Annotated in this window: 22 protein-coding genes; 19 read left to right on the forward strand and 3 right to left on the reverse strand. The window is 62.3% G+C overall.

Translation table 11 applies throughout. The annotated features are described in order from the left end of the window. The first annotated feature begins 181 nt into the window (after positions 1 to 181). The 13 genes from pobA (at position 182) to FKV68_RS24940 (ending at position 11916) form a co-directional block, all read left to right on the forward strand. On the forward strand, positions 182 to 1354 hold the full coding sequence (pobA, locus tag FKV68_RS24880; protein WP_180943196.1) for a 4-hydroxybenzoate 3-monooxygenase: 1173 nt from the start codon (positions 182 to 184) through the stop codon (positions 1352 to 1354). 263 nt (positions 1355 to 1617) lie between these two features. Beyond that, positions 1618 to 2790, forward strand: coding sequence for an ABC transporter substrate-binding protein (locus tag FKV68_RS24885; RefSeq protein WP_180943197.1), 1173 nt, complete (start codon positions 1618 to 1620; stop codon positions 2788 to 2790). A 67-nt stretch (positions 2791 to 2857) separates the two neighbouring features. After that, the gene (locus FKV68_RS24890; protein WP_180943198.1) at positions 2858 to 3721 is read left to right on the forward strand and encodes a branched-chain amino acid ABC transporter permease; all 864 of its coding nucleotides are present in this window, start codon (positions 2858 to 2860) and stop codon (positions 3719 to 3721) included. A 5-nt stretch (positions 3722 to 3726) separates the two neighbouring features. Continuing rightward, complete coding sequence (locus tag FKV68_RS24895) at positions 3727 to 4728, forward strand: branched-chain amino acid ABC transporter permease (RefSeq protein WP_180943199.1); 1002 nt, start codon at positions 3727 to 3729, stop codon at positions 4726 to 4728. Further along, positions 4725 to 5489: an ABC transporter ATP-binding protein gene (locus tag FKV68_RS24900; RefSeq protein ID WP_180943200.1), complete on the forward strand. Its 765-nt coding sequence runs from the start codon at positions 4725 to 4727 to the stop codon at positions 5487 to 5489. The genes FKV68_RS24895 and FKV68_RS24900 overlap by 4 nt, the downstream gene beginning before the upstream one ends. Beyond that, positions 5470 to 6186 carry an ABC transporter ATP-binding protein gene (locus FKV68_RS24905; RefSeq protein ID WP_180943201.1) on the forward strand — a complete coding sequence of 239 codons (717 nt, stop codon included), beginning with the start codon at positions 5470 to 5472 and terminating at the stop codon, positions 6184 to 6186. The genes FKV68_RS24900 and FKV68_RS24905 overlap by 20 nt, the downstream gene beginning before the upstream one ends. A 207-nt stretch (positions 6187 to 6393) precedes the next feature. Then, the gene (locus tag FKV68_RS24910) at positions 6394 to 7416 is read left to right on the forward strand and encodes a LacI family DNA-binding transcriptional regulator (protein WP_180943202.1); all 1023 of its coding nucleotides are present in this window, start codon (positions 6394 to 6396) and stop codon (positions 7414 to 7416) included. A 115-nt stretch (positions 7417 to 7531) separates the two neighbouring features. Beyond that, a complete protein-coding gene (locus tag FKV68_RS24915) occupies positions 7532 to 8200 on the forward strand; it encodes an amino acid ABC transporter permease (RefSeq protein ID WP_180943203.1) in 669 nt (222 codons plus the stop codon). Between the two features lie 10 nt (positions 8201 to 8210). Then, entirely contained in the window at positions 8211 to 8867 is a 657-nt protein-coding gene (locus FKV68_RS24920; RefSeq protein WP_180943204.1) for an amino acid ABC transporter permease, read from the forward strand. 45 nt (positions 8868 to 8912) lie between these two features. Then, entirely contained in the window at positions 8913 to 9710 is a 798-nt protein-coding gene (locus FKV68_RS24925) for a transporter substrate-binding domain-containing protein (RefSeq protein WP_180943205.1), read from the forward strand. 20 nt (positions 9711 to 9730) lie between these two features. Then, a complete protein-coding gene (locus FKV68_RS24930; protein WP_180943206.1) occupies positions 9731 to 10510 on the forward strand; it encodes an amino acid ABC transporter ATP-binding protein in 780 nt (259 codons plus the stop codon). A gap of 127 nt (positions 10511 to 10637) precedes the next feature. Continuing rightward, positions 10638 to 11576, forward strand: a complete 939-nt coding sequence (locus tag FKV68_RS24935; RefSeq protein WP_269808475.1) for a 2-hydroxyacid dehydrogenase — start codon at positions 10638 to 10640, stop codon at positions 11574 to 11576. A gap of 16 nt (positions 11577 to 11592) precedes the next feature. After that, a complete protein-coding gene (locus FKV68_RS24940; RefSeq protein ID WP_180943207.1) occupies positions 11593 to 11916 on the forward strand; it encodes an EthD family reductase in 324 nt (107 codons plus the stop codon). Positions 11917 to 12018: 102 nt separating this feature from the next. On the opposite strand, the gene FKV68_RS24945 is transcribed toward FKV68_RS24940, so the two are convergent. The 3 genes from FKV68_RS24945 to FKV68_RS24955 all read right to left on the reverse strand — a co-directional run bounded on the left by FKV68_RS24945 (position 12019) and on the right by FKV68_RS24955 (position 15002). Then, on the reverse strand, positions 12019 to 13080 hold the full coding sequence (locus FKV68_RS24945; protein WP_180943208.1) for an aldo/keto reductase: 1062 nt from the start codon (positions 13078 to 13080) through the stop codon (positions 12019 to 12021). Positions 13081 to 13123: 43 nt separating this feature from the next. Continuing rightward, entirely contained in the window at positions 13124 to 13783 is a 660-nt protein-coding gene (locus FKV68_RS24950) for an aspartate/glutamate racemase family protein (protein WP_180943209.1), read from the reverse strand. Positions 13784 to 13910: 127 nt separating this feature from the next. Next, a complete protein-coding gene (locus tag FKV68_RS24955) occupies positions 13911 to 15002 on the reverse strand; it encodes a LacI family DNA-binding transcriptional regulator (RefSeq protein WP_180943210.1) in 1092 nt (363 codons plus the stop codon). A gap of 200 nt (positions 15003 to 15202) precedes the next feature. On the opposite strand from FKV68_RS24955, the gene FKV68_RS24960 reads away from it, so the two are divergent. The 6 genes from FKV68_RS24960 to FKV68_RS24985 all read left to right on the forward strand — a co-directional run bounded on the left by FKV68_RS24960 (position 15203) and on the right by FKV68_RS24985 (position 21617). Further along, positions 15203 to 16234, forward strand: a complete 1032-nt coding sequence (locus tag FKV68_RS24960; RefSeq protein ID WP_180943211.1) for an ABC transporter permease — start codon at positions 15203 to 15205, stop codon at positions 16232 to 16234. 25 nt (positions 16235 to 16259) lie between these two features. Further along, positions 16260 to 17270, forward strand: a complete 1011-nt coding sequence (locus FKV68_RS24965; RefSeq protein ID WP_180943212.1) for a substrate-binding domain-containing protein — start codon at positions 16260 to 16262, stop codon at positions 17268 to 17270. Positions 17271 to 17360: 90 nt separating this feature from the next. Further along, positions 17361 to 18914 (forward strand): sugar ABC transporter ATP-binding protein, encoded by a 1554-nt coding sequence (locus FKV68_RS24970; RefSeq protein ID WP_180943213.1) that lies wholly within the window; start codon positions 17361 to 17363, stop codon positions 18912 to 18914. 98 nt (positions 18915 to 19012) lie between these two features. Further along, complete coding sequence (locus FKV68_RS24975) at positions 19013 to 19945, forward strand: ABC transporter permease (RefSeq protein ID WP_427916002.1); 933 nt, start codon at positions 19013 to 19015, stop codon at positions 19943 to 19945. A gap of 22 nt (positions 19946 to 19967) precedes the next feature. Next, positions 19968 to 20969, forward strand: a complete 1002-nt coding sequence (locus tag FKV68_RS24980; RefSeq protein ID WP_180943215.1) for a dihydroxyacetone kinase subunit DhaK — start codon at positions 19968 to 19970, stop codon at positions 20967 to 20969. Between the two features lie 9 nt (positions 20970 to 20978). Next, entirely contained in the window at positions 20979 to 21617 is a 639-nt protein-coding gene (locus tag FKV68_RS24985) for a dihydroxyacetone kinase family protein (protein WP_180943216.1), read from the forward strand. Positions 21618 to 21653 lie beyond the last annotated feature (36 nt).

The following is a 21653-nucleotide window of genomic DNA, read 5'->3' on the forward strand; positions in this document are numbered from 1 at the left end:
CCCAGCCGCGATGTTCGATAAGTGCAATTTCTTGGCTGAAATGTCCATTGAGACAAGCCCGGACGGCGCGCAAACTTCCTGACAAAAGACAATTTTTGTGCGGGCGCAACGTGGGGCAGCCGGTCCGCCGGCGGCCAAAAAGTTCGATCTCGCGCACCGCGTGCTCGATGGGAGGAGGTCCATGCGAACCCAGGTCGTCATTATCGGTTCGGGACCGTCCGGTCTCCTGCTCGGGCAATTGCTGACACAGGCGGGGATCGACAATGTCATCCTCGATCGTGCGAGCAAGGATCACATCCTCGGCCGGGTGCGGGCCGGCGTGTTGGAGGAGGGTACCGTGCGTCTGATGGACGAGGCGCAGTCCGGCAGCCGCATGCATGCCGAAGGCTTGCCGCATGACGGCTTTTCACTCGCCTTCGACGGTCGCGACCATCGCATCGATCTCTTCGGGTTGACCGACGGCAAGCGCGTGCTGATCTACGGCCAGACGGAACTCACCCGCGATCTCATGGACCGTCGGGAGGCAACCGGCGCATCGACGCTCTACGAGGCTGCGAACGTAACGCCGCATGATTTCGACGGCGACGCACCCTACGTCACCTACGAGAAGGGCGGCACCACGCACCGCATCGCCTGCGATTTCATTGCGGGCTGCGACGGGTCGCACGGGGTCAGTCGCAAATCGGTACCGGAAAAGTCCATCCGCACCTTCGAAAAGGTTTATCCCTTCGGCTGGCTCGGTATCCTCGCCGACGTGCCGCCGGTTAGCCCCGAACTGGTCTACGCCAACCATCCGCGCGGTTTCGCACTCTGTTCGATGCGATCGATGAGTCGCAGCCGCTATTACATCCAGTGCTCGCGCGACGATAAGCTCGAGGAATGGGACGACCAGCGCTTCTGGGACGAGCTGCGCCGCCGGCTGCCGGCCCACCATGCCGAACGGGTGGTGACCGGGCCATCCTTCGAAAAATCGATCGCGCCGCTTCGATCCTTCGTCACCGAGCCGATGCGCTTTCACCGGTTGTTCCTCGTCGGCGATGCGGCCCATATCGTGCCACCGACCGGGGCCAAGGGGCTGAACCTTGCAGCAAGCGACGTGCACTATCTCTACGAGGGGCTCATCGAGCATTACGAGGATCGCTCGAACGCCGGCCTCGACGCCTATTCGGTCCGAGCAATTTCGCGCGTCTGGAAAGCGGTCCGTTTTTCCTGGTGGATGACGACGATGATGCATCGTTTCCCGGACACGAGCGATTTCGATCAGAAGATCCAGGAGGCCGAGCTCGACTATCTCACCCATTCCCAAGCGGCCGCCATGGCGCTTGCGGAAAACTATGTGGGCCTGCCGTTTTGATCGCGACTTCGACATGGCCACCTCGGCCGCCCCAACGGAACTGCGGCGACGAGATCGAGCCTGCGTTTTGCGTGCCGACGCGTTACATTGGCAGGAGAACCTAGACGCAAGCTTCGTCGTGATAACATAACCCATCAGTTATGGAACGAGCGCTGACATTTCATTATTTATCGCGGTCGGACATGACAGACTGAGCATGAGGTTGAACGCTAATAAATAGACGATGCCGGACGGGAGTGAGCCGGCTATCGCAGGGAGGAAAAATGAAACGGACCATTCTCGCCGCACTGGCGGCATTGGCAATGAGCGGGGCAGCCGAGGCCGACACGATCAAGATCGGCGTAATCGGGCCATTTTCAGGCCCGTTCGCGCTGCAGGGCAAGAATTTCAAGGCGGGCATCGACGCCTATATGGCGCTGAACGGCAGCAAGGTCGGCGACGATGATGTCGAGGTCATCTACCGGGACGTGCCGCAGGCGGATCCGGCCCAGTCGAAGGCATTGGCGCAGGAACTCGTCGTCAAGGAGGGCGTGCAGTATCTCGCCGGCTTCTATTTCACCCCCGACGCGATGGCGGTGACGCCGCTGCTCGAGCAGGGGAATGTGCCGCTCGTGGTCATGAATGCCGCGACTTCGGCGATCGTCACCAAGAGCCCACTGGTCGTGCGCACCTCGTTCACGCTCTGGCAGACCTCCACGCCGATCGCCAAGGTCGCGAAGGATGCCGGCGTCTCGAAGATCATTTCGGTCGTCAGTGACTACGGCCCGGGCGTCGACGCGGAGAACGCCTTCAAGAAAGCGTACGAAGCGGCGGGCGGCGAGATCGTCGAGGCGGTCCGCATGCCGCTTGCCACCAACGATTTCTCGCCGATCATGCAGCGCGTCAAGGATTCGGGCGCCCAGGGCGTCTTCGCCTTCCTCCCGTCCGGCCCGACGACGCTCGGTTTCGTCAAGGCCTATAACGAAAACGGGCTCAAGGATGCAGGCATCAAGCTCTTTGCGCCTGGCGACCTGACGCAGGAGTCCGACCTCCCGGCGCTGGGTGAAGCCGCGCTCGGCCTTCAGACGACGTTCCACTATGCCGTCTCGCACGACTCTCCCGAAAACAAGACCTTCGTCGAGGCGGCCGGCAAGGCGATCGGCAATCCCGCCGAACTTTCCTTCCCTGCCGTCGGCGCTTACGACGGCATGCACGTCATCTACAAGATGATCGAGGCGACCGGCGGCGAGCAGGACGCGCAAAAGGCAGTCGATGCGGTCAAGGGACTTTCCTGGACGAGCCCACGCGGGCCGGTCTCGATCGACCCGGAATCGCGCCACATCATCCAGAACATTTATCTGCGCGAGGTCGCCAAAGCCGCGGACGGCTCCTATTACAACAAGGAGATCCAGACCTTCGAAAAGCAGGGCGACCCTGGCCTTGCGGCGCTGAAATAGCAACGGCCGGCTGTTTTGATGCGGGGTCGCCATGCTGCCCCGCATCATCGGCAAACAGGATGGATACATGCAAACCGTCTTCAGCATAGCGGTCGACGCGCTCGCTTACGGCATGGTGCTGTTCGTGATTTCGATCGGTCTTTCCGTCACCATGGGGCTTATGCGGGTCGTCAATCTCGCTCATGGCGCCTTTGCCATGATCGGCGGCTACATTGCCTCCTATGCGGCGCGCGACCTGGGTCTCGGCTATGGGATCGCGCTGATGATTGCGGTTTTCGGAACGATCGTCATCGCCATCCCCATCGAGCGGCTGCTTTATCGCCGGATCTATGGGGCGCCGGAACTGACGCAGGTCCTGATGACGATCGGTATCACTTTCTGCATCATCGGCATCGCCAACTATGTCTTCGGCCCGACGCTGAAGACGATCCCCCTGCCGCCGGGGCTTCAGGGATCTGTTGACCTCGGCTTCCGCTCGATCGCCACGCATCGGATCTTCGCGATCCTTTGCGGTCTCGCAGTTGCTGCCGTCCTCTGGTACGCGATCGAGAGGACCGCTTTCGGCGTGAAGCTGAGGGCGGCTGTCGACAACGCCGCGATGGCGGCAGCCCTCGGGGTGCGCACCGAAATCGTCTATGCGGTGAGCTTTGCGATTGCCGTCGGTCTCGCTGCCCTGGGCGGCGTGGTGGGCGCCGAACTGCTCCCGGTCGAACCCTATTACGCCCTGCGCTACATGGTGACCTTCCTGGTCGTCGTTTCTGTCGGTGGGGCGGGCTCGATACCGGGCGCCCTGGTTGCCTGCCTGTTGCTCGGCGGGATCGATACCGCCGGCCGCTACCTGGTGCCGGAATTCGGCGAGTTCTTCTTCTACCTCGCCGTCATCGCAATCGTCTGCGTATTCCCGCGTGGCCTTGCCGGGAGAACGAGATAGTGACCATGGCGACGATGAACGACGCACTTGCGAGAGCGCATGGCAGTCGGCGAAAGTTCGGCCGCGATCTCGCCGGCCTTTCCGTGATCATCGGACTGGCCATCGTCGGCTACCTTTTGTTTCCAAATAACCTGGCGCTGCTCACGCGCATGACGGCGATCGCGCTCCTGGTGCTGTCTCTCGACCTCGTGACCGGCTATTGCGGTGTGGCGACGCTCGGTCATGCGGCTCTGTTCGGAACGGGTGCCTATGCGTCCGGAATTGCCGCGGTGCACTTCGGCATCACGGATCCGCTGCTCATGCTCGTCTGCGGCATTTTCGGCGGTGTCGTTGCGGGGCTTCTCTGCGGCGTGGTCATCCTCAGAGCCCACGGCCTGCCCCAGCTCGTTCTGTCGATCGCGCTTATCCATCTCTTTCACGAGTTCGCCAACAAGGCCTCGTCCTGGACGGGCGGCAGCGACGGGCTTGCTGGCATCGCGCCCGATCCGCTGCTCGGGCAATTCGCGTTCGACCTCTGGGGCCGCACCGCTTACGTCTTCGGCATCGTCCTTCTTGCAGCTGTGTTCGTTGTCTTGCGCCTTATCGTGCGCTCGCCCTTCGGTATGCTCTGCCGCGGCATCAAGGAGGATCCGATCCGCATTCGGGCGATGGGCGCCTCGCCGAAGGCGACCTTGGTCAAGATGTACATGATTTCCGGCGCGGTGGCCGGGGCCGGTGGGGCGCTCAACGCCATCTCGACCCAGGTCGTCGGTCTCGACAGCCTCTCCTTCACGCTCTCCGCGGAGAGCCTGGTGATGCTGGTGCTCGGCGGCACGGGCTCGCTCTTCGGAGCGCTTACCGGCACGATCGTGTTCATGTTCTTCGAGGATATCGTTTCGGCCGCCAATCCCTTCCATTGGCTGACGATGGTCGGTGCCCTGCTGATCGCAGTCGTGTTGTTTGCGCCCAAAGGCCTCTACGGCACCATCGCCGGCGCCGTGACCAGATGGCGGGAGGCGCGCCGATGAGTGCGATCTTGGAGGTTCGAAATCTGAAGCGATCCTTCGGCGGCCTCGCCGTCACCAACGACGTCAGCCTTGCCATGGCGCCGGGCGACCGCGTGGCATTGATCGGACCGAACGGCGCCGGAAAGACGACCTTCGTCAATCTCGTCACCGGCAACCTGGCGCCCGATTCCGGCGGGGTCCGGATCGGCGGCGAAGATATCACCCGTGTCGATGCCATCGGACGCGTTCGGCGCGGCCTCGTGCGATCGTTCCAGGTGACGCGCCTCTTCCAGAACATGACGCCGGCCGAACATGTGGCGCTTGCAGTGCTGCAGCGCGACGGCCGGGCCGGGCGCCTGTTCGGGAATTATCTCGCAATGCCCGAGGTGATGGCGGAGGTCGGCGATCTCATCGGCAAGCTCGGACTGCGCGACCTGATGCACCGGCGTGTCCACGAAATTGCCTATGGCCAGCAGCGGCTTCTGGAGATCGCCGTGGCACTGGCGCTGAAGCCCCGGGTGCTGCTCCTCGACGAACCGGCCGCTGGAGTCCCGCAAAGCGACACGGGCCGGATCGAGCAGGCGCTGGCCGATCTCCCGCCCGACCTTGCCGTGCTGATGATCGAGCATGACATGGACCTTGTCTTCCGCTTCGCAAAGCGGGTGATCGTGCTGGCTGCCGGCGCGATCATCTTCGACGGCTCGCCGTCGGATGTGACCAAGGATCCGCGGGTACGCGAGGCCTATCTCGGGAGCTATGCCAATGCCAGCCACGTCGCTTGACGTCGAAAACCTGTCCGCAGGCTACGGGCCGACGCGGGTGCTTGAAGGCATTTCCTTTTCGGTGCCGGCCGGCGCGCGTCTCGCGGTGCTCGGTCGCAACGGCATGGGGAAGACGACGTTGCTTGCGACGCTCGCCGGCCAGACACGCCGCTACGAAGGGCGCATCCGCATCGGCGAGACCGATGTCACCGCGTTGCCGAGCGCGTCGCGGGCCTTGAGCGGTCTCGGCTTCGTGCCGCAGGCGCGCTGCGTCTTTCCAACCCTGACCGTCGAGGAAAACCTCTTCGTCGGGCTCAAGGGCCGGCCGAAGAGCGCACTCAAGGAAGCCTACGACATGTTCCCGCGCCTCCATGAGCGGCGCAGGAATCTCGGCTCGCAACTTTCCGGCGGAGAGCAGCAGATGCTGTCGACCGCCCGCTCGATCCTCGGACGGCCCTCGGTGCTGCTGCTGGATGAGCCGCTCGAAGGCCTGGCACCGGTCATTTGCGAAGAGCTCATGAAGGTCTTTGCCGAGCTCGCGAAAACCGGCGACATGACGATATTGCTCGTCGAACAGCGGATACAGAGTGCGCTGGATTTCGCCGACCGTGTCATCGTGCTCGAGCGGGGACGGATCGCCTGGACCGGAACGCCGGTGCAGCTTGCGCAGGACCACGCGACCGTCGAACGGCTGCTGGGTGTTGGTAGCCTCCATTAGAGCAATTCCAGGAAAAGTGTGTAACGGTTTTCCGTCCGGAATTGCGTGGTTTCAACGAGGTAGATCATTTCACTGTTTCAATGAAACAATGAAATGATTTACCAGAACCGAGCCCTTAAGGGCGGCGCCAGAAATGCGGCAGCGTTTGCCTGGCTCTCGTTGTTGACTATAGTTCCCCGCACCCCATTCTTATCTCATTGGTATTCAATGTCCTTTGACGAACGAAAAAAGAGCCGCGTCACGCTTCTCGATGTCGCGCGACATGCAAATGTCTCTCGCGCGACCGCATCCCTTGTTCTTCGCAAGAGCCCGCTGGTCGGCAGCGAGACGCGCAGCCGCGTCGAGCAGGCGATGCGGGACCTCGGCTATGTCTACAATATCGGCGCGGCCCGCCTGCGCGTCGAACGCAGCCAGATCATCGGCGCCATCGTCCCAAATCTCACCAATCCCTTTTTTGCCGAGCTTCTGTCAGGCATCGAGGAGGTGATCGGGGAGACCGGCAAGGTGGTCATCCTCGCCAATAGCGGCGACCAGGTCGAACGGCAGGCGACGCTGCTGCAGCGCATGCGTGAACACGGTGTGGATGGGGTCATTCTCTGCCCCGCTGCACGCACGCCTCCGGCTCTCTCTGAAGAGATAGCGGATTGGGGCATGCCGGTCGTGCAGGTGCTGCGCCATATCTCCTTCGACATTGACTATGTCGGAGCCGATTATGCCGCCGGGATGCGCCAGGCGGTGGACTATCTCGCTTCACTCGGCCATGAAAAGATCGCCTTTGCCGCCCATGGCCCGGTCCAATCGGCCTATCAGGAGCGCGTCGATGGATTCCGCGACGCCATGCTGTCGAAGGCGCTCGATCCCGGCACCCTGATCCACTTTCCGACGCAGCTCGGAGAAATCGCCAGCGCAACGCACCTCCTGTTCGATCAGGCGACGCGGCCAACTGCGGTGATCTGCTTCAATCATCTCGTGGCTCTCGGGCTCTTTGCAGGGCTTCACGACTGCGGAATGACGATCGGTCGCGATCTCTCCCTGATCGGCTTCGACGATGTGGCGGATGAAGAAGCCATCCGGCCAAAACTCACCTCTGTGTCGACCGGGCCGGTGACAATCGGCGAAATGGCGGCCAGGCTCCTCGTCGAACGCATCACCGATCCCGACTTGCCGCCGCGCCGCGTGGTGAACGACACCACCTTGCACGTTAGGCAGTCCTGCGGCCGACCCATGTGAAAATTGACGTTCATTTGCGGTTGACGCTCGCTGGGAAACATTTTAGATCGATCTAAGTAACAGGATCGCGGGAGAGGCGCGATGTCCGGTCTCGGCGTTCGGGAGGAGTCCCTGCATGTACGATTTCAATTTTGCGCCTGTTCTGGCGGCGTTCGACCAGTTGGCGATTGGCGCCTGGCTGACCGTTCGCCTGTCGTGTGCCGCGATGCTGATTGGTCTCGTCGTCTCCATCTTTTGCTCTTGGGGAAAGACGTCCGGGCCGAAGATCCTCCGTGCCGTGATCGACGGCTACATCGAGATCATCCGCAACACGCCCTTCCTCGTGCAGATCTTCTTCATCTACTTCGGCATGCCATCGCTTGGCCTGAGGCTGTCGCCGAACAGCGCGGCGCTCCTGGCACTTGTTGTCAACTTCGGTGCCTATGGCACCGAGATCATTCGCGCCGGCATCGAGTCGATCCACAAGGGCCAGGTGGAGGCGGGATGGGCGCTCGGTCTGTCGCGAGCGCAGATCTTTCGCTACATCATCATGAAGCCGGCACTGCGCACCGTTTATCCTGCACTGACTAGCCAGTTCATCTACCTGATGCTGAATACCAGCGTCGTGTCGGTGATCTCCGCGGATGACCTCACCGCCGCCGGAAACGATCTCCAATCCGCGACCTTTGCGAGCTTCGAGGTCTACATCACCGTCACCCTGATCTATCTCGCCTTGTCGGTCGGCTTCTCCGCGCTGTTTTACGCGATCGAGAAAATGACCTTCAAATATCCGCTCAGCCGCTAGGAGCACGACCATGATCAGAGTCTTCGGCTGGAACGAGTTCCTCATCATCGTCGTGGCGGCGCAATGGACGATCGCGCTTTCGGCAATCGCCTTTGCCGGCGGCAGCATCGGCGGGCTGCTGATGGCGTTGATGCGCGTGTCGGAAGTGCGGGCTTTCCGTCGCTTCGCCACCGGCTTCATCCGCCTCTTCCAGGGAACGCCGCTGCTGATGCAGCTTTTCCTGGTCTACTTTGGCATGAATATCGTCGGCTTTGCGATCAACCCGTGGATTGCTGCGGCTGTCGCGCTTGCGCTCCACGCCAGCGCCTTTCTCGGCGAAATCTGGCGCGGCTGCATCGAGGCCGTGCCCAAGGGGCAGCGCGAGGCTGCGACGGCGCTTGGCCTGCGCTATTATCATTCGATGCGCTACGTGATCCTGCCGCAGGCGATCCGCATCGCAGTCGCGCCGACGGTCGGCTTCCTGGTCCAATTGATCAAGGGCACGTCGCTCGCGTCGATCATCGGTTTCACCGAGCTGACCCGGCAAGGGCAGATCATCAACAATGCGACGTTTAGCCCGTTCCTCGTCTTCGGCACGGTGGCCGCTATCTATTTCCTCTTGTGCTGGCCGCTGTCGTTGGTCGCACGCCGAATGGAAACCCGTTTTTCCCGCGCAACGGCACGTTGACGGGCCCCACCGGCGGGAGGGCCGGCAAGTGAAAGGGAAGGAAGAATGAATATATCGAGACGCATGGCAATGTCGGTTCTTGGCGCTGCACTTCTTGCCGGTTTCGTGTCCCCTGCCGCAGCGCAGACGGTGGATGCGATCAAATCGGCCGGGACCGTCAAGGTTGGAATGCTGGTCGATTTTCCGCCGTTCGGAATCATGGACGCGAGCAACAACCCGGACGGCTATGATGCGGATGTCGCGAAATTGCTTGCCAAGGAACTCGGCGTCGAGGTGACGATCGTGCCCGTGACCGGCCCGAACCGCATTCCGTACCTGCAGAGCAACCAGGTGGACCTACTCGTCGCCTCGCTCGGCATCACCGAAGAGCGCGCCAAGAACGTCGATTTCTCTCAGCCTTACGCCGGCATCTCGATCGGCGTGTTCGGCGCACAGGATCTGGCTATCGCAAAACCGGAGGACCTGGCCGGCAAGACGATCGGCGTCGCGCGCGCCAGCACGCAGGACACGGCGGTCACCAAGATCGCGCCGCCGGACGCCAACATCCAACGTTTCGATGACGACGCCAGTGCGGTGCAAGCGTTGCTTTCCGGCCAAGTCGAGCTGATCGGCGTCTCCAATGTCGTCGCCCAGCAGATCGAGGCGGCCGCTCCGGGGCGGTTCAATCAGAAGCTCGTCTTGAATCAGCAGGTCCAGGGTATCGCCGTCCGCAAGGGATCGAGCGAGATGCTCACCTTCGTCAACACCTTCCTCGACAAGGTCAAGGCCGACGGACAGCTCAATGCCATTCATGAGAAATGGCTTGGTTCTCCGCTGCCGGACTTCGTGACGAAAGCGAAATGAGAAAACGGGAGCCCCTCGCGATGAACATGGCAAGCGAAATCGCCTCCGCCCCCGCTCTGCGCGGGGCTTCTGATCCGGCCGTGCGCATGGAGGACGTCAACAAGTGGTATGGGTCCTTCCATGCCCTGAAAAACGTCAACCTGACCGTTGGCCGCGGCGAACGGATCGTCATTTGCGGACCTTCGGGCTCCGGCAAGTCGACGATGATCCGCTGCATCAATCAGCTCGAGACCATTCATTCGGGCACGATCGTCGTAGATGGTCACGACCTGACCGCCGGCGGAAAGAATGTCGATCTGATCCGCCAGGAGACCGGCATGGTCTTCCAGCAGTTCAACCTGTTCCCCCATATGACGGTGCTCGAGAACTGCACGCTCGCTCCGATGAAAGTGCGCGGCATCACGAAGGCCGAAGCCGAGGAGACCGCCATGACGTTTCTTCGGCGTGTGCGCATCCCCGAGCAGGCGGCGAAATACCCGGCGCAGCTTTCGGGCGGCCAGCAGCAGCGCGTGGCGATCGCGCGTGCGCTGTGCATGAATCCGAAGATCATGCTTTTCGACGAGCCGACCTCGGCGCTCGATCCGGAAATGGTCAAGGAGGTGCTGGACACCATGGTCGATCTTGCGAACGAAGGCATGACCATGCTGTGCGTGACGCACGAGATGGGCTTCGCGCGAAGCGTTGCCGATCGTGTCGTCTTCATGGACCGCGGCGAGATCCTCGAAGTTGCGACCCCCGATACTTTCTTCGACGCTCCGCAGCACGAGCGCACGCGATTCTTCCTCGGCCAGATTTCCTGACGGTCCAACTGAAGCGCGCCGCCGTCACGCGAATTTCGGCGCGCTTCAAGTCTTTGTTTTCATGCATTTCATCGTCCCGACGTCGCTACACACCTTGCGCGGCACCTCAGCAATTGGAGTTTAGACCGTGAAACCAGATCTATTGCTCGTAGAGCCAATGATGCCGCTCGTCATGGAGGAGCTTCACCGGGACTATACGATTCACAGGCTCTATGAAGCCGCTGATCGGCCGGCGCTCGAGACGGCACTTCCGTTGATCCGTGCGGTTGCGACCGGCGGCGGCACGGGCCTGTCCAACGACTGGATCGAGAAGCTTCCTTCACTGGGGATCATCGCGATCAACGGGGTCGGCACGGACAAGGTCGATCTTGCCTATGCGCGCAGCCGCAATATCGATGTGACGACGACGCCGGGCGTGCTCACGGACGACGTCGCCGATCTCGGTATCGCGCTCATGCTTGCGGTCCTGCGCCGGCTCGGCGACGGCGACAGGCTGGTGCGGGAGGGCCGCTGGGCGGCGGGCGAACAACTGCCGCTCGGCCATAGCCCGAAGGGCAAGCGCATCGGCGTGCTCGGCCTCGGTCAGATCGGACGTGCATTGGCGATCCGCGCGGAGGCCTTCGGCATGTCGGTGCGCTACTGGAACCGCTCGAGGCTGACCGACGTCACGTGGGTGGCCCATGAAAGCCCGGTCGATCTCGCCCGCGACAGCGACGTTCTCGCCGTCTGCGTGGCGGCGAGTGCGGCAACGCAGAACATCGTCGACGCTTCCGTGCTTGAAGCGCTCGGTCCGGAGGGCATCGTGGTCAACGTCGCGCGCGGCAGCGTCGTCGACGAGGACGCCTTGATCGGGGCACTGAGATCCGGAACGGTCGCCGGTGCGGGGCTCGACGTCTTCGTGAACGAACCCAAGATCCGCAGCGAATTTTATTCGACGCCGAATACCGTGCTCATGCCGCATCAGGGCAGTGCGACGGTCGAGACGCGGCTGGCGATGGGGAGACTCGTGCTCGCCAATCTCGCCGCCCATTTCGCTGGCCAAAAATCGCCGAACATCGCCAACTGAAGCGGGAGAAAACAGCATGATCATTCGACAGGCCCTCTTCGAGGGCGTGATCCATCCTGGCCGGGAAGAAGCATTCCGCGCCTATGTCGCGGAGAAGCTGATGCCGCTTTGGCAGGCCTTTCCGGGCGTCCGGGAAGTCCGGGTTCTCCATGCCGTGGAACGCGACGAAGGAGCGACGCCTTTCGCGATGGTTCTTTCGACTGCCTATGACGACCGCGAGGCCCTGGCGCAGGCCCTTGAATCGCCGGTGCGCTACGAGAGCCGCGAATTGACGAAGGGCCTGCTCGCGATGTTCGACGGGCACATCCACCATCACGTGTTCGAGCTTGAAGGTCGCTGACGCGCCCGGGACACCGCAAGCCTGACCGTCGACAAGGAGCCGGCCGTCAAGCGAGCCTGCCCGGACGGCAGGTTCGCTCGCAATCCCGGCAGGGCAAGGTTATCAGACCGGCCCGAGATCCTCGTAGCTTGCATGCAGAGCCCAGTCGGCGGGGCAGAAGCGGTCCTTTGCGAAATTGTGCTGGTGCCAATAGGGGTAGATATAGGACGGGCGGCTGACCTGGTTCAGACGCTCCAGTTCCTCTCCGGAAAGCCTTAGATCGACCGCGGCGATATTGTCCCTGAATTGCTGTTCGCTCAGTCCGCCGACAACCAGCGTTGCGATGCCCGGCCGGGTCAGTGTCCAGGCGAGATTGACCTGTGCGACGCTGACGCCTCGCTCCGCGGCGATTTCCTCGAGGGCATCGATGATGTTCCAAAGCCGTTCCTGATCGCGGATCGGCGGCTCCGTCCAGCCTGCGGCCTGACGGGAGTCGGCCGGAGCCTTGTCACGGCCGAAGGCGCCGGAAAGCAATCCGGCGGCGAGCGGGCTCCAGACCATGACCCCGAGGCCTTGATCGACGGAGATGGGCAACAGTTCGTACTCCGCTTCGCGCGCCTGGAGCGTATAATGGATCTGCTGCGTGACAAAGCGGGGCAGGTTTTTCGTTTCGGCGACACCGAGCGCCTTCATGATGTGCCAGCCCGAATAGTTGGAGCAGCCGATGTAGCGGATCTTGCCCTGGCGCATCAGAGTGTCGAGAGCGGAGAGCATCTCCTCCACGGGCGTAAGCCCGTCCCACTCGTGCATGAAGTAGATGTCGATATGATCGGTGTTGAGGCGCCTGAGGCTACGCTCGCATTCGCGGATCAGGTGGTAGCGCGAAACGCCCTCATCGTTCGGACCGTCGCCGATCCGCATGCGCGCCTTAGAGGAAATCAGCACGCCGTCACGCTTGCCGGCGAGTGCTTCGCCGAGGATCTCCTCAGAGCGGCCAAGCGAATACATGTTGGCGGTGTCGAAGAGGTTGACGCCGCCGTCAAGACAGACGTCGATGAGCCGTCGGGCGTCTTTTACGTCCTGACTTGCCACCTTCGCGAACGCCCCCACCCCGCCGAAGGAGAAGGTCCCCATCGTGATGGCCGAGACTCTGAGGCCGGAGCGGCCGAGTGTCCTGTATTCCATTGTTTACTCCCATCAATGAATTCAAGCTGAAGGCGCGGCGGTCTCAGATGGATGCCAGCTGCCTCGCGACATAGGCCATCCCAAGTTCCGGACTGGTCAGGAAGGGCGCCGGTGTTTCATCAGCCCCGTCGGCAAGCGCCGCGGCCATCGAAGCCTGGGCAAGCACGACGAGATCGACGGTTTCCGCCACCGACCGGTAGCCTTCCATCACCCGCGCGTCATGCCCCTTGCGATCGCCGGCGCTGAGCCGCTCGAACGCGCCCTCGCACAACACGGGCACGATCGTGCAGTCCTTTCCCGCAGCCTTCGCGCAGTCCTGCAACAGCGCGCTTGTCGGGACCAGCGTCGTGGATAGCGTCGCCAGCACGCCGATGCGCCGGGCGCGTTCCACGGCCTCCACGGCCATACCCTGATCGATGCGGAAAAGCGGGACGGACGAGAGCGGTCGAATGAGGTCGACGGCACCGCCAAGCGTCGAGCAGGTGACGACGACCGCGTCCGCACCGGCCTCGGCGGCGGAGAAGACATAAGTGGCAAGCCGCTGCGTCGTCTGCTGCGAGAGCGCGCCGTCACGCACGGTGTTGGCGAGCAGGCTTTCATCGACGATGTTGTAGCTCGTCCAGTCGGGAAGGGATCGGGTGACAAGCGGCCGGAACCTGGCCACGAGATCAGGCACCGTGTGTATCAGCGCCAGAGACGGCATCGCAAGTTCCTCCCATCGCAGGCTGAAAAAGGTGACGGCGCCGCGCGTCTTATCAGACGCGCAGCGAAGCCGTAACGCTTTGAATTACTGCATGTTTTCTTAAATCGGCTGCGATTTAAGAAAACATTCAGTCTACAGGCAGCTTCGCGGCCGTGGTCTTGCTAGGCCGTCGTCCAATCGGCTGCTTTTCTCCGCGCGAGTCGCTGGCGCGGACGACAAGGTCCGCTCCCACCAGGATCTTCACCGACGGCTGCAACTCGGAGGCATTAATCAGGTCGTCCAGAACGGTCACGGCAAGGTAGCCGATCTTGCGCTTTGAAACCTCGATCGTCGTCAACGACGGTTCCATGGTCGCACTCTGCGGCAGATTGTCGAAGCCGATGACCGAGACATCATCCGGGATGCGGATGCCGAACTCCTTGAGCGCCCGGATGAAGCCATAGGCGATGATGTCGTTGGTGCAGAAATAGCATTCGGCGAGCTCGATGCCGGAGCGCAGGAGCGCGCGCGTATCGGCATAGGCGCCATCATAGGTCGACTCCACCGAGATGACGTCTTCCTCACGCGGCTTCAGGCCGAGACGCGCCATGTTCTTGAAGAACGCATCCCGCCGCAGCCTGAAGTTCGTGGTATCGACATGGCTCGCCACGAAGCCGATGCGCTTGAAACCCTGCCGCTGGAATCGCGACAGCACCTTGTAGACCGCGTCCTCGTTGTTCATGTCGACGAAGTTGGCGTCGATCACGTCGTAGAACGTATCGATGAAAACCGTCGGCAGGCCCAGGCCCTGTATCAGGCGTATATCGGCCTCGGTAAGTTCCGTCCCCAACGCGATGACGCCGCTGATCGGGGCACCGGCCAGCGACTCCGCGACGGAGCTGATGGGCTGGCCTTCGAAACTGACGACCTCAAGCGTGTAGTTCCGGCGCGTAGCCTCCGCCGACATGCCGTCGATGTAGTCGGAAATGAAGACGCTGTGATCGCGGTTAACCGTATGGCCGTGTTTCGCGATCTTCAGGAACCGCAACGTTTCGCCCGGCTCGGAACTGCTCTTGGTGGCGCGCGGCACGTAGTTGAGATTGGCAACCGCCTCCAGCACGCGCGCTCGCGTGACGCCGGAAATGTCCCCTTTCCCGTTCAGGACGAGCGAAACCGTAGCAGGCGAAACGCCCGCCGCGTCCGCGATATCCCGGATCGTCAGAGTCTTCTTTTCCTTCATGCGCGCCTGTCCGGATCCCTATTTTTATGCTGCGGAGGCGAAGCGTTTAGTAAACAGATCTCCGGCCTGATTTGGAGGCGTAAGGCAAAAAACGCGCTTCCGCAACCGAAATCCATTGAAAATCGGCTTGCAGAAGGTAATCGGCTTTGATAACCAGTTTAGTAAAGCTTGCTATCGTTTACTAAACATGGGAGGAGACCATGCAAAAGACTGGCGGGCAGCTGGTTATGCTCGTTGCCATCAATTGCCTGCTGCTGGTCCTGGGCGCTGCCATATCGGGCGGCTCCTTCCTTTCGCTGTTCAATCTCCAGTCGATGGCGAGCCAGCTGCCGGAAATCGGCCTTCTGGCCATTGGCGTCATGCTCGCCATGTGTGCCGGCAATGGCGGCATCGACCTTTCGGGCATTGCGCTTGCGAACCTCTCCGGCGTGCTTTCCGCGGTGATCGTGTCCTCTTTCCTGTCGAGCGCCGATAGCGAGACGGCTTTCAGCCTCGCATTCATAGCAGGCGCGATGGCGATAGGTTTCTTCGGTGGCCTGACCAACGGGCTGTTGATCTCAAAACTCAACATTACGCCGATTCTTTGCACGCTTGGCACGCAGATGGCCTTCATGGGGCTCGCTGTCGTCGTCTCCGGCGGCAAGGCCGTGATGGTAGGCAGTCCCGCGCTCCTTTCCAGCATCGGCAACGACATGTTCCTGGAAGTGCCGATCAGCTTCCTGATCTTCGTCGTCGTAGCGGGATTGATCGCCGCCGCGTTGAAGTTCACGCCCTATGGGCTCTGGCTGATGTTGATGGGTACCAACCCGAAGGCGGCACTCTATGCAGGCTTTCCGAAGAATGGCGTGCTGGTGGCCACCTATGCAATCAGCGGCACGCTTTCGGGATTGGCGGGCGTCATCATCGCCGCGCGCAACGTCAACGTGAAGTTCGACTATGGCAGCTCGTATCTGCTGATCGCGATCCTGATCGCAGTCATGGCCGGCGTGAAGCCCGAAGGCGGCTATGGGCGCGTGATCTGCGTCGTCCTCAGCGCCGTGGCGCTTCAGCTGATGTCCAGCCTGCTCAACTTCGGCGGCTTGTCCAACTTCGTGCGTGATTTCGCCTGGGGGCTGTTGCTGCTCACCTTCCTTGCCGTCGGCCGCTACGACCTGACCGGCTTTCTGTTTCCTGGCAATCGCCAGCCCGTTTCTTTGGCGCCGCGCCCTCACGCGCCGAAGCGAGACAACTGAGGGAAGCTTTGTTGTGGAGGAAAACATGAAAGCATTATCGAAGAAGATGCTGGCCGGCACTGCCGTAGCGGCAGCAATGCTCGCCGGTTCCGCAGGCGCCCTCGTCGCGCAGGAAAAGCCGGTTATTGCAACCGTCGTCAAGATCAGCGGTATCCCGTGGTTCGACCGCATGAACACCGGTGTGGACGCCTTCGCCGAGGCCAATCCGGACGTGGACGCGAGCCAGAGCGGCCCGGCCACCGCCGATTCCGCCCAGCAGCTCCAGATCATCCAGGACCTCGTCGCCAAGGGCGTCAATGCGCTTGCCGTCGTTCCGATGGACCCGGCCGTGCTCGAAGGCACCTTCAAGCGGGCGATGGAGCGCGGAATCGTCGTCGTGACGCATGAAGCGGACAACCAGACGAACACCAATGCGGATGTCGAGGCGTTCGACAACGCCGACTACGGCGCTGCGCTGAACGAGCGTCTGGCGGAGTGCATGGGCAAGGAAGGCAAGTGGACCACCTTCGTCGGCTCGCTCGGCAGCCGTACCCACATGCAGTGGGTTGGCGCCGGAGAAGAGAACGCCAAGAAGTACTCTGGCATGGAACTCGTGGACCCCAACAACGAATCCTTCGACGACGCCAACGGCACCTATGAGAAGGCCAAGGAGATCCTGCGCAAGCACCCGGATATCAAGGGCTTCCAGACCTCCGCCGGCAACGACGTCCTCGGCGTCGGCCGCGCGATCGACGAAGCCGGCCTGACGGGCAAGGTTTGCCTCGTCGGTACCGGTCTGCCGAACCCCTCCGCCGATCTGCTCGAGTCGGGTGCGATCACCGCCATCGGCTTCTGGGATCCGCAAAAGGCCGGCATGGCCATGAACGCCGTTGCCAAGCTCTTGCTCGCGAAGAAAGAGGTCACCAACGGCATGGATCTCGGCGTCGAGGGCTACAACAAGGTCACCGTGAAGAAGGGCGCGGGCGAGGGCCTGCTGATCGTCGGCAACGGCATGGTTCTCGCCGACAAGGCCACCTACAAAGAGCATCTTTTCTGATCGCTCCCAAGCCGGCCGGGGGCTCCAAGGGGTCCCCGGCTGTTAACCGCCGCACTGACTGCGGCGTCGGCAATTCACGAAGGATCCGACGTGTTGGCAAGAGCAACTAGCGAGCAAGGCTTGGGCCGGTTTCTGGAACTCAGAAACATCCAGAAATGGTTTGGCGGCGTGCACGCCCTGCGCGGCATCGACCTCACCCTTCAGCTTGGCGAGGCCTATCACCTTTTGGGCGAAAACGGCTGCGGCAAGAGCACGGTCATCAAGATCATGTCCGGGGCGCTTGAGCCGAGCGCCGGGGAGATCGTGCTGGACGGCCAGACCTTCACCGCCCTCACTCCGATCCAGTCGCTCGCCGCAGGGATCGAGACCGTATACCAGGATCTCTCGCTTCTTCCGAACCTGACGGTCGCGGAAAACGTCGCTCTGAACGAACAGCTTGTCGGCGGCAATGGCCGCCTGGCGCGTCTTTTTGACCGGTCACGTCTCAGGCAGACTGCCGAGAAGGCGCTGGCCACCGTCGGTTTGCCGACGGACCGCGCGTTCCTCAACACCACCGTTTCCGATCTTCCGCTTGCGGCACGCCAGCTCGTGGCGATCGCGCGCGCCATCGCCACCCGCGCCAAGCTTGTGATCATGGATGAGCCCACCACTTCGCTCACCCGACGCGAGGTCGACAATTTGATCCGCGTCGTGGAACGGCTGCGCTCGGAGAATGTCGCGGTGCTGTTCGTCACCCACAAGCTCGACGAGTGCTACCGCATCGGCGGCCACGCCATCGTGTTTCGCGACGGGCAATGTGTCGCGCAGGGTCCCATTGAGAATTACAACAAGAAGCAGCTTGCCGAGCTGATGACGGGACGCGTCATCGATTCCGAGCGCTACCGGACCGGCAAGCCGATGGCTGCGGAGCTTCTGAACGTCAGCCGGCTGATGGCCGCCGGCGTTGAGGAGGTCAGCTTTGGCGTGCGGCAGGGCGAGATCCTCGGCATCACGGGGCTGGCGGACTCCGGCCGCAACGAGCTTGCCATGGCTATTGCCGGCGTCGAGCCGGCCGGTTCCGGCACGATCACCCTCGACGGGCGCGACGTGTCCATAAGACGCCCTGCCGACGCCATTGCGAATGGCATCGGCTATGTCCCCGAGGATCGCCTCGCCGAAGGTCTGTTCCTCGACAAGTCAATTTTCGAGAACGAAATCGCGCTGATCATCACCAGGCTCAGCAATGCGCTCGGCGTCGTCGACAAGGAAGAGGGCCGCACCATCGCTGCCCGCCTTTCCGAGGATATGCGCCTCAACACCAAAGATCTCGATCTTCCGGTCGGAGCGCTTTCCGGCGGTAACCAGCAGCGCGTGCTGATCGGCCGCTGGCTCAGCATCGCACCGAAGCTGCTCGTCCTCCATGGTCCGACGGTCGGCGTGGATGTCGGCTCCAAGGATACGATCTATCGCGCCATCCAGTCCCTCGCCGAGGCCGGCATGGGCTTGATCATCGTCAGCGACGACCTGCCGGAGTTGCTCCAGAACGCCGACCGCATCCTCGTCATGAACAACGGACGCGTCGTCGCCGAGTTCGACGCGGAGCAGGCGACCGAGGACCAGCTCTACAGGGCAATGCTGACTTCGAAGATGGAGACCGTTCAATGAGTGCTTCACGGATCGAGGAGCTTCAGGAGAGCGCCTCTGAGACCCGGTCCTTCAGCCTGGGAGACCTGATCCGCAGGCGGCCGGAAACGATCACCTTCATGCTGTTGGTGGCGATCTGCGTCATCGTTACGGCAATCAATCCCGGTTTCCTTCAGCCTTCGACGCTGATCGACATCGGTCGTGCGAGCGTCGTGATGGGCCTGTTCGCCCTCGGCGTCTTCATCATCCTGGCAGCCGGCGGCATCGACGTCTCGTTCACGGCCATCGCGGCCTTCACGATGTATTCGCTGACGGTGCTGGTGCTCAACCACTTCCCCGCCACGCCGATTGTCGTCATTCTGGTTGCGGCCATCCTGGGCGGCACGCTTCTCGGCGTCGTCAACGGCCTGCTGGTGTACCATCTGAAGGTGCCGTCGCTGATCGTGACGATCGGCACCCAGTATCTGTTCCGCGGTTTCCTGCTCTCCTTTATCGGCACGGTCTGGATCATGTCGCTGCCGCCGCAGATGGGTGCGTTCGGCCGCATGCCGCTCTTTCAGTTCGAGTCCGCGAACGGTGCCGTGGTCACGCTGCCCTTCTACTTCCTGATCCTGCCGGTGGCGGCGCTAATGACCTGGTGGATCCTGAACCGCACGCTGATGGGCCGCGCCATTTTCGCCGTCGGCGGCAACGCGAACATCGCCAGCCGCCTCGGCTACAATCTGCGCACGGTCCAGATTTTCCTGTTCGGTTACGCCGGAGCGTTGGCGGGACTTGCTGGCATCATCCACGTCTGTGCCAACCGGCAGGCCAATCCCTTCGATCTGGTCGGGACCGAGATCAACGTGATCGCAGCCGTTGTCCTCGGCGGTGCAAGGATCACCGGAGGTACGGGCACCGTGCTCGGCACCCTTCTCGGCGTGCTTCTGATCGTCGTCATCAACAGCGTGCTCGTGATGGTGGGAATTCCCAGCACATGGCAGCGGCTCGTCGTGGGCATTTTCATCCTGCTCGCCGCCGCTTTCTTCGTCACCCGTCAGCGCAAGAAATAAGCCCCTATCCAGAGAGGAATCCATGAAGAAGTTTCTGAACGACCCGGTCAATTTCGTCGACGAGATGCTCGAGGGTATCTACGGCGCGCACAAGGAACTGACCTATGTCGCCGATGACAAGCGCTGCATGGTGACGGCGAAGCCGAAGGCCGGCAAGGTCGGGATTGCGACCGGCGGCGGCTCCGGCCACCTGCCGCTCTTCCTCGGCTATGTGGGGGATGGCATGCTCGATGGCGCGGCCGTCGGCGGCGTCTTCCAGTCGCCGAGCGCCGAGCAGATGTACCAGGTCACCAAGCAGATCGACCAGGGCGCCGGCGTCCTCTACATCTACGGCAACTACAGCGGCGACATCATCAATTTCGACATGGCAGCCGAGCTTGCCGATCTCGATGGCATCCAGGTGAAGCAGGTGGTCGGCAACGACGACGTGGCTTCTTCCGTGGTGGGCGAGGAGCACAAGCGCCGCGGCGTCGCCGGTATCTTTTTCGTCTACAAGGCAGCCGGCGCGGCTGCGTCCGAGGGCCTGTCTCTCGACGAAGTGACCAGGATTGCCGACAAGGCGCGGTCGCGGACCCGGACCATGGGCGTCGCGCTGTCGAGCTGCGTCGTGCCGGAGATCGGGCACGCCACCTTCTCGATCGGCGAGGACGAAATGGAAATCGGCATGGGCATCCATGGCGAGCCTGGCATCAGCCGCAAGAAGCTGGCGCCAGCCGACAAGGTCATCGACGAGATGATGGAGCGCATCTTCGCCGAGACGGATTACAAGCAAGGCGACAATGTCGCCGTGCTCGTCAACGGCCTCGGCGGTACGCCGATGGAAGAGCTCTACATCCTGTTCCGTCGTGTCGCGCAGCTTCTCGATCAGCGCGGCGTCAAGGCAAAGCACGTTTGGGTTGGGGAATTCGCGACCTCGATGGAAATGGCTGGAGCCTCGGTTTCGGTGCTGCATCTCGACGAGGAGCTCGACCGGCTCGTTGCTGCGCCTGCCAACACCCCGTTCTTCAAGCACTTTGCATCCTGAGGTGAGATGATGGACGCGATAAATGCTTCCGACCTGATCCGGCTTTTTGAGACCTGGAAGTCGCTTTTTGCCGAACAGCGCGACTTCCTCATCTCGCTCGATGGCAAGGTCGGCGATAGCGACCTCGGCATCACCATGAGCAAGGCGTTTGCCGCGGCCGCCGAGGCGGTTGCGGCCGAGGGCGAGGCGGCGGGCATTTCCAAGCTCCTGCGGACGGCAGGGGCGACGATGGCGCGGACTGCGCCGTCGACGATGGGGACGCTGACGGCGACTGGTTTCCTGCGTGCGAGCAAAGCGACCGAAGGCGCCGACATATTGGGGACCGGCGAAACGGCCGCGTTCTGGCGGGCGTTCCGTGACGGCGTCGCCGAGCGCGGCAAGGCGAAGCTGGGCGACAAGACCTTGCTCGACGTGCTGGATCCGATCGCCGTTGCGCTCGAGACCGCGGCCGGCTCCGGCGAGCCGCTCGCCAAGGCGCTCGCGGCGGCATCGGATGCTGCGGAGCGCGCGCTTGAAGCCACCAAATCGATGCTTGCGCAACATGGCAAGGCAGCCGCCTTCCAGGAGAAAACCATCGGCCTTCAGGATGCAGGCGCCACGGTCGGCCATTTCCTGATCAGGAGCATGGCCGAGTTCGCCGACAGTTGAGCGGTCGCCCCGCGCCCGCAACGCCCACAAGGGCGC

The sequence above is a fragment of the Sinorhizobium mexicanum genome (assembly GCF_013488225.1).
In the GTDB taxonomy this organism is placed as follows: domain Bacteria; phylum Pseudomonadota; class Alphaproteobacteria; order Rhizobiales; family Rhizobiaceae; genus Sinorhizobium; species Sinorhizobium mexicanum.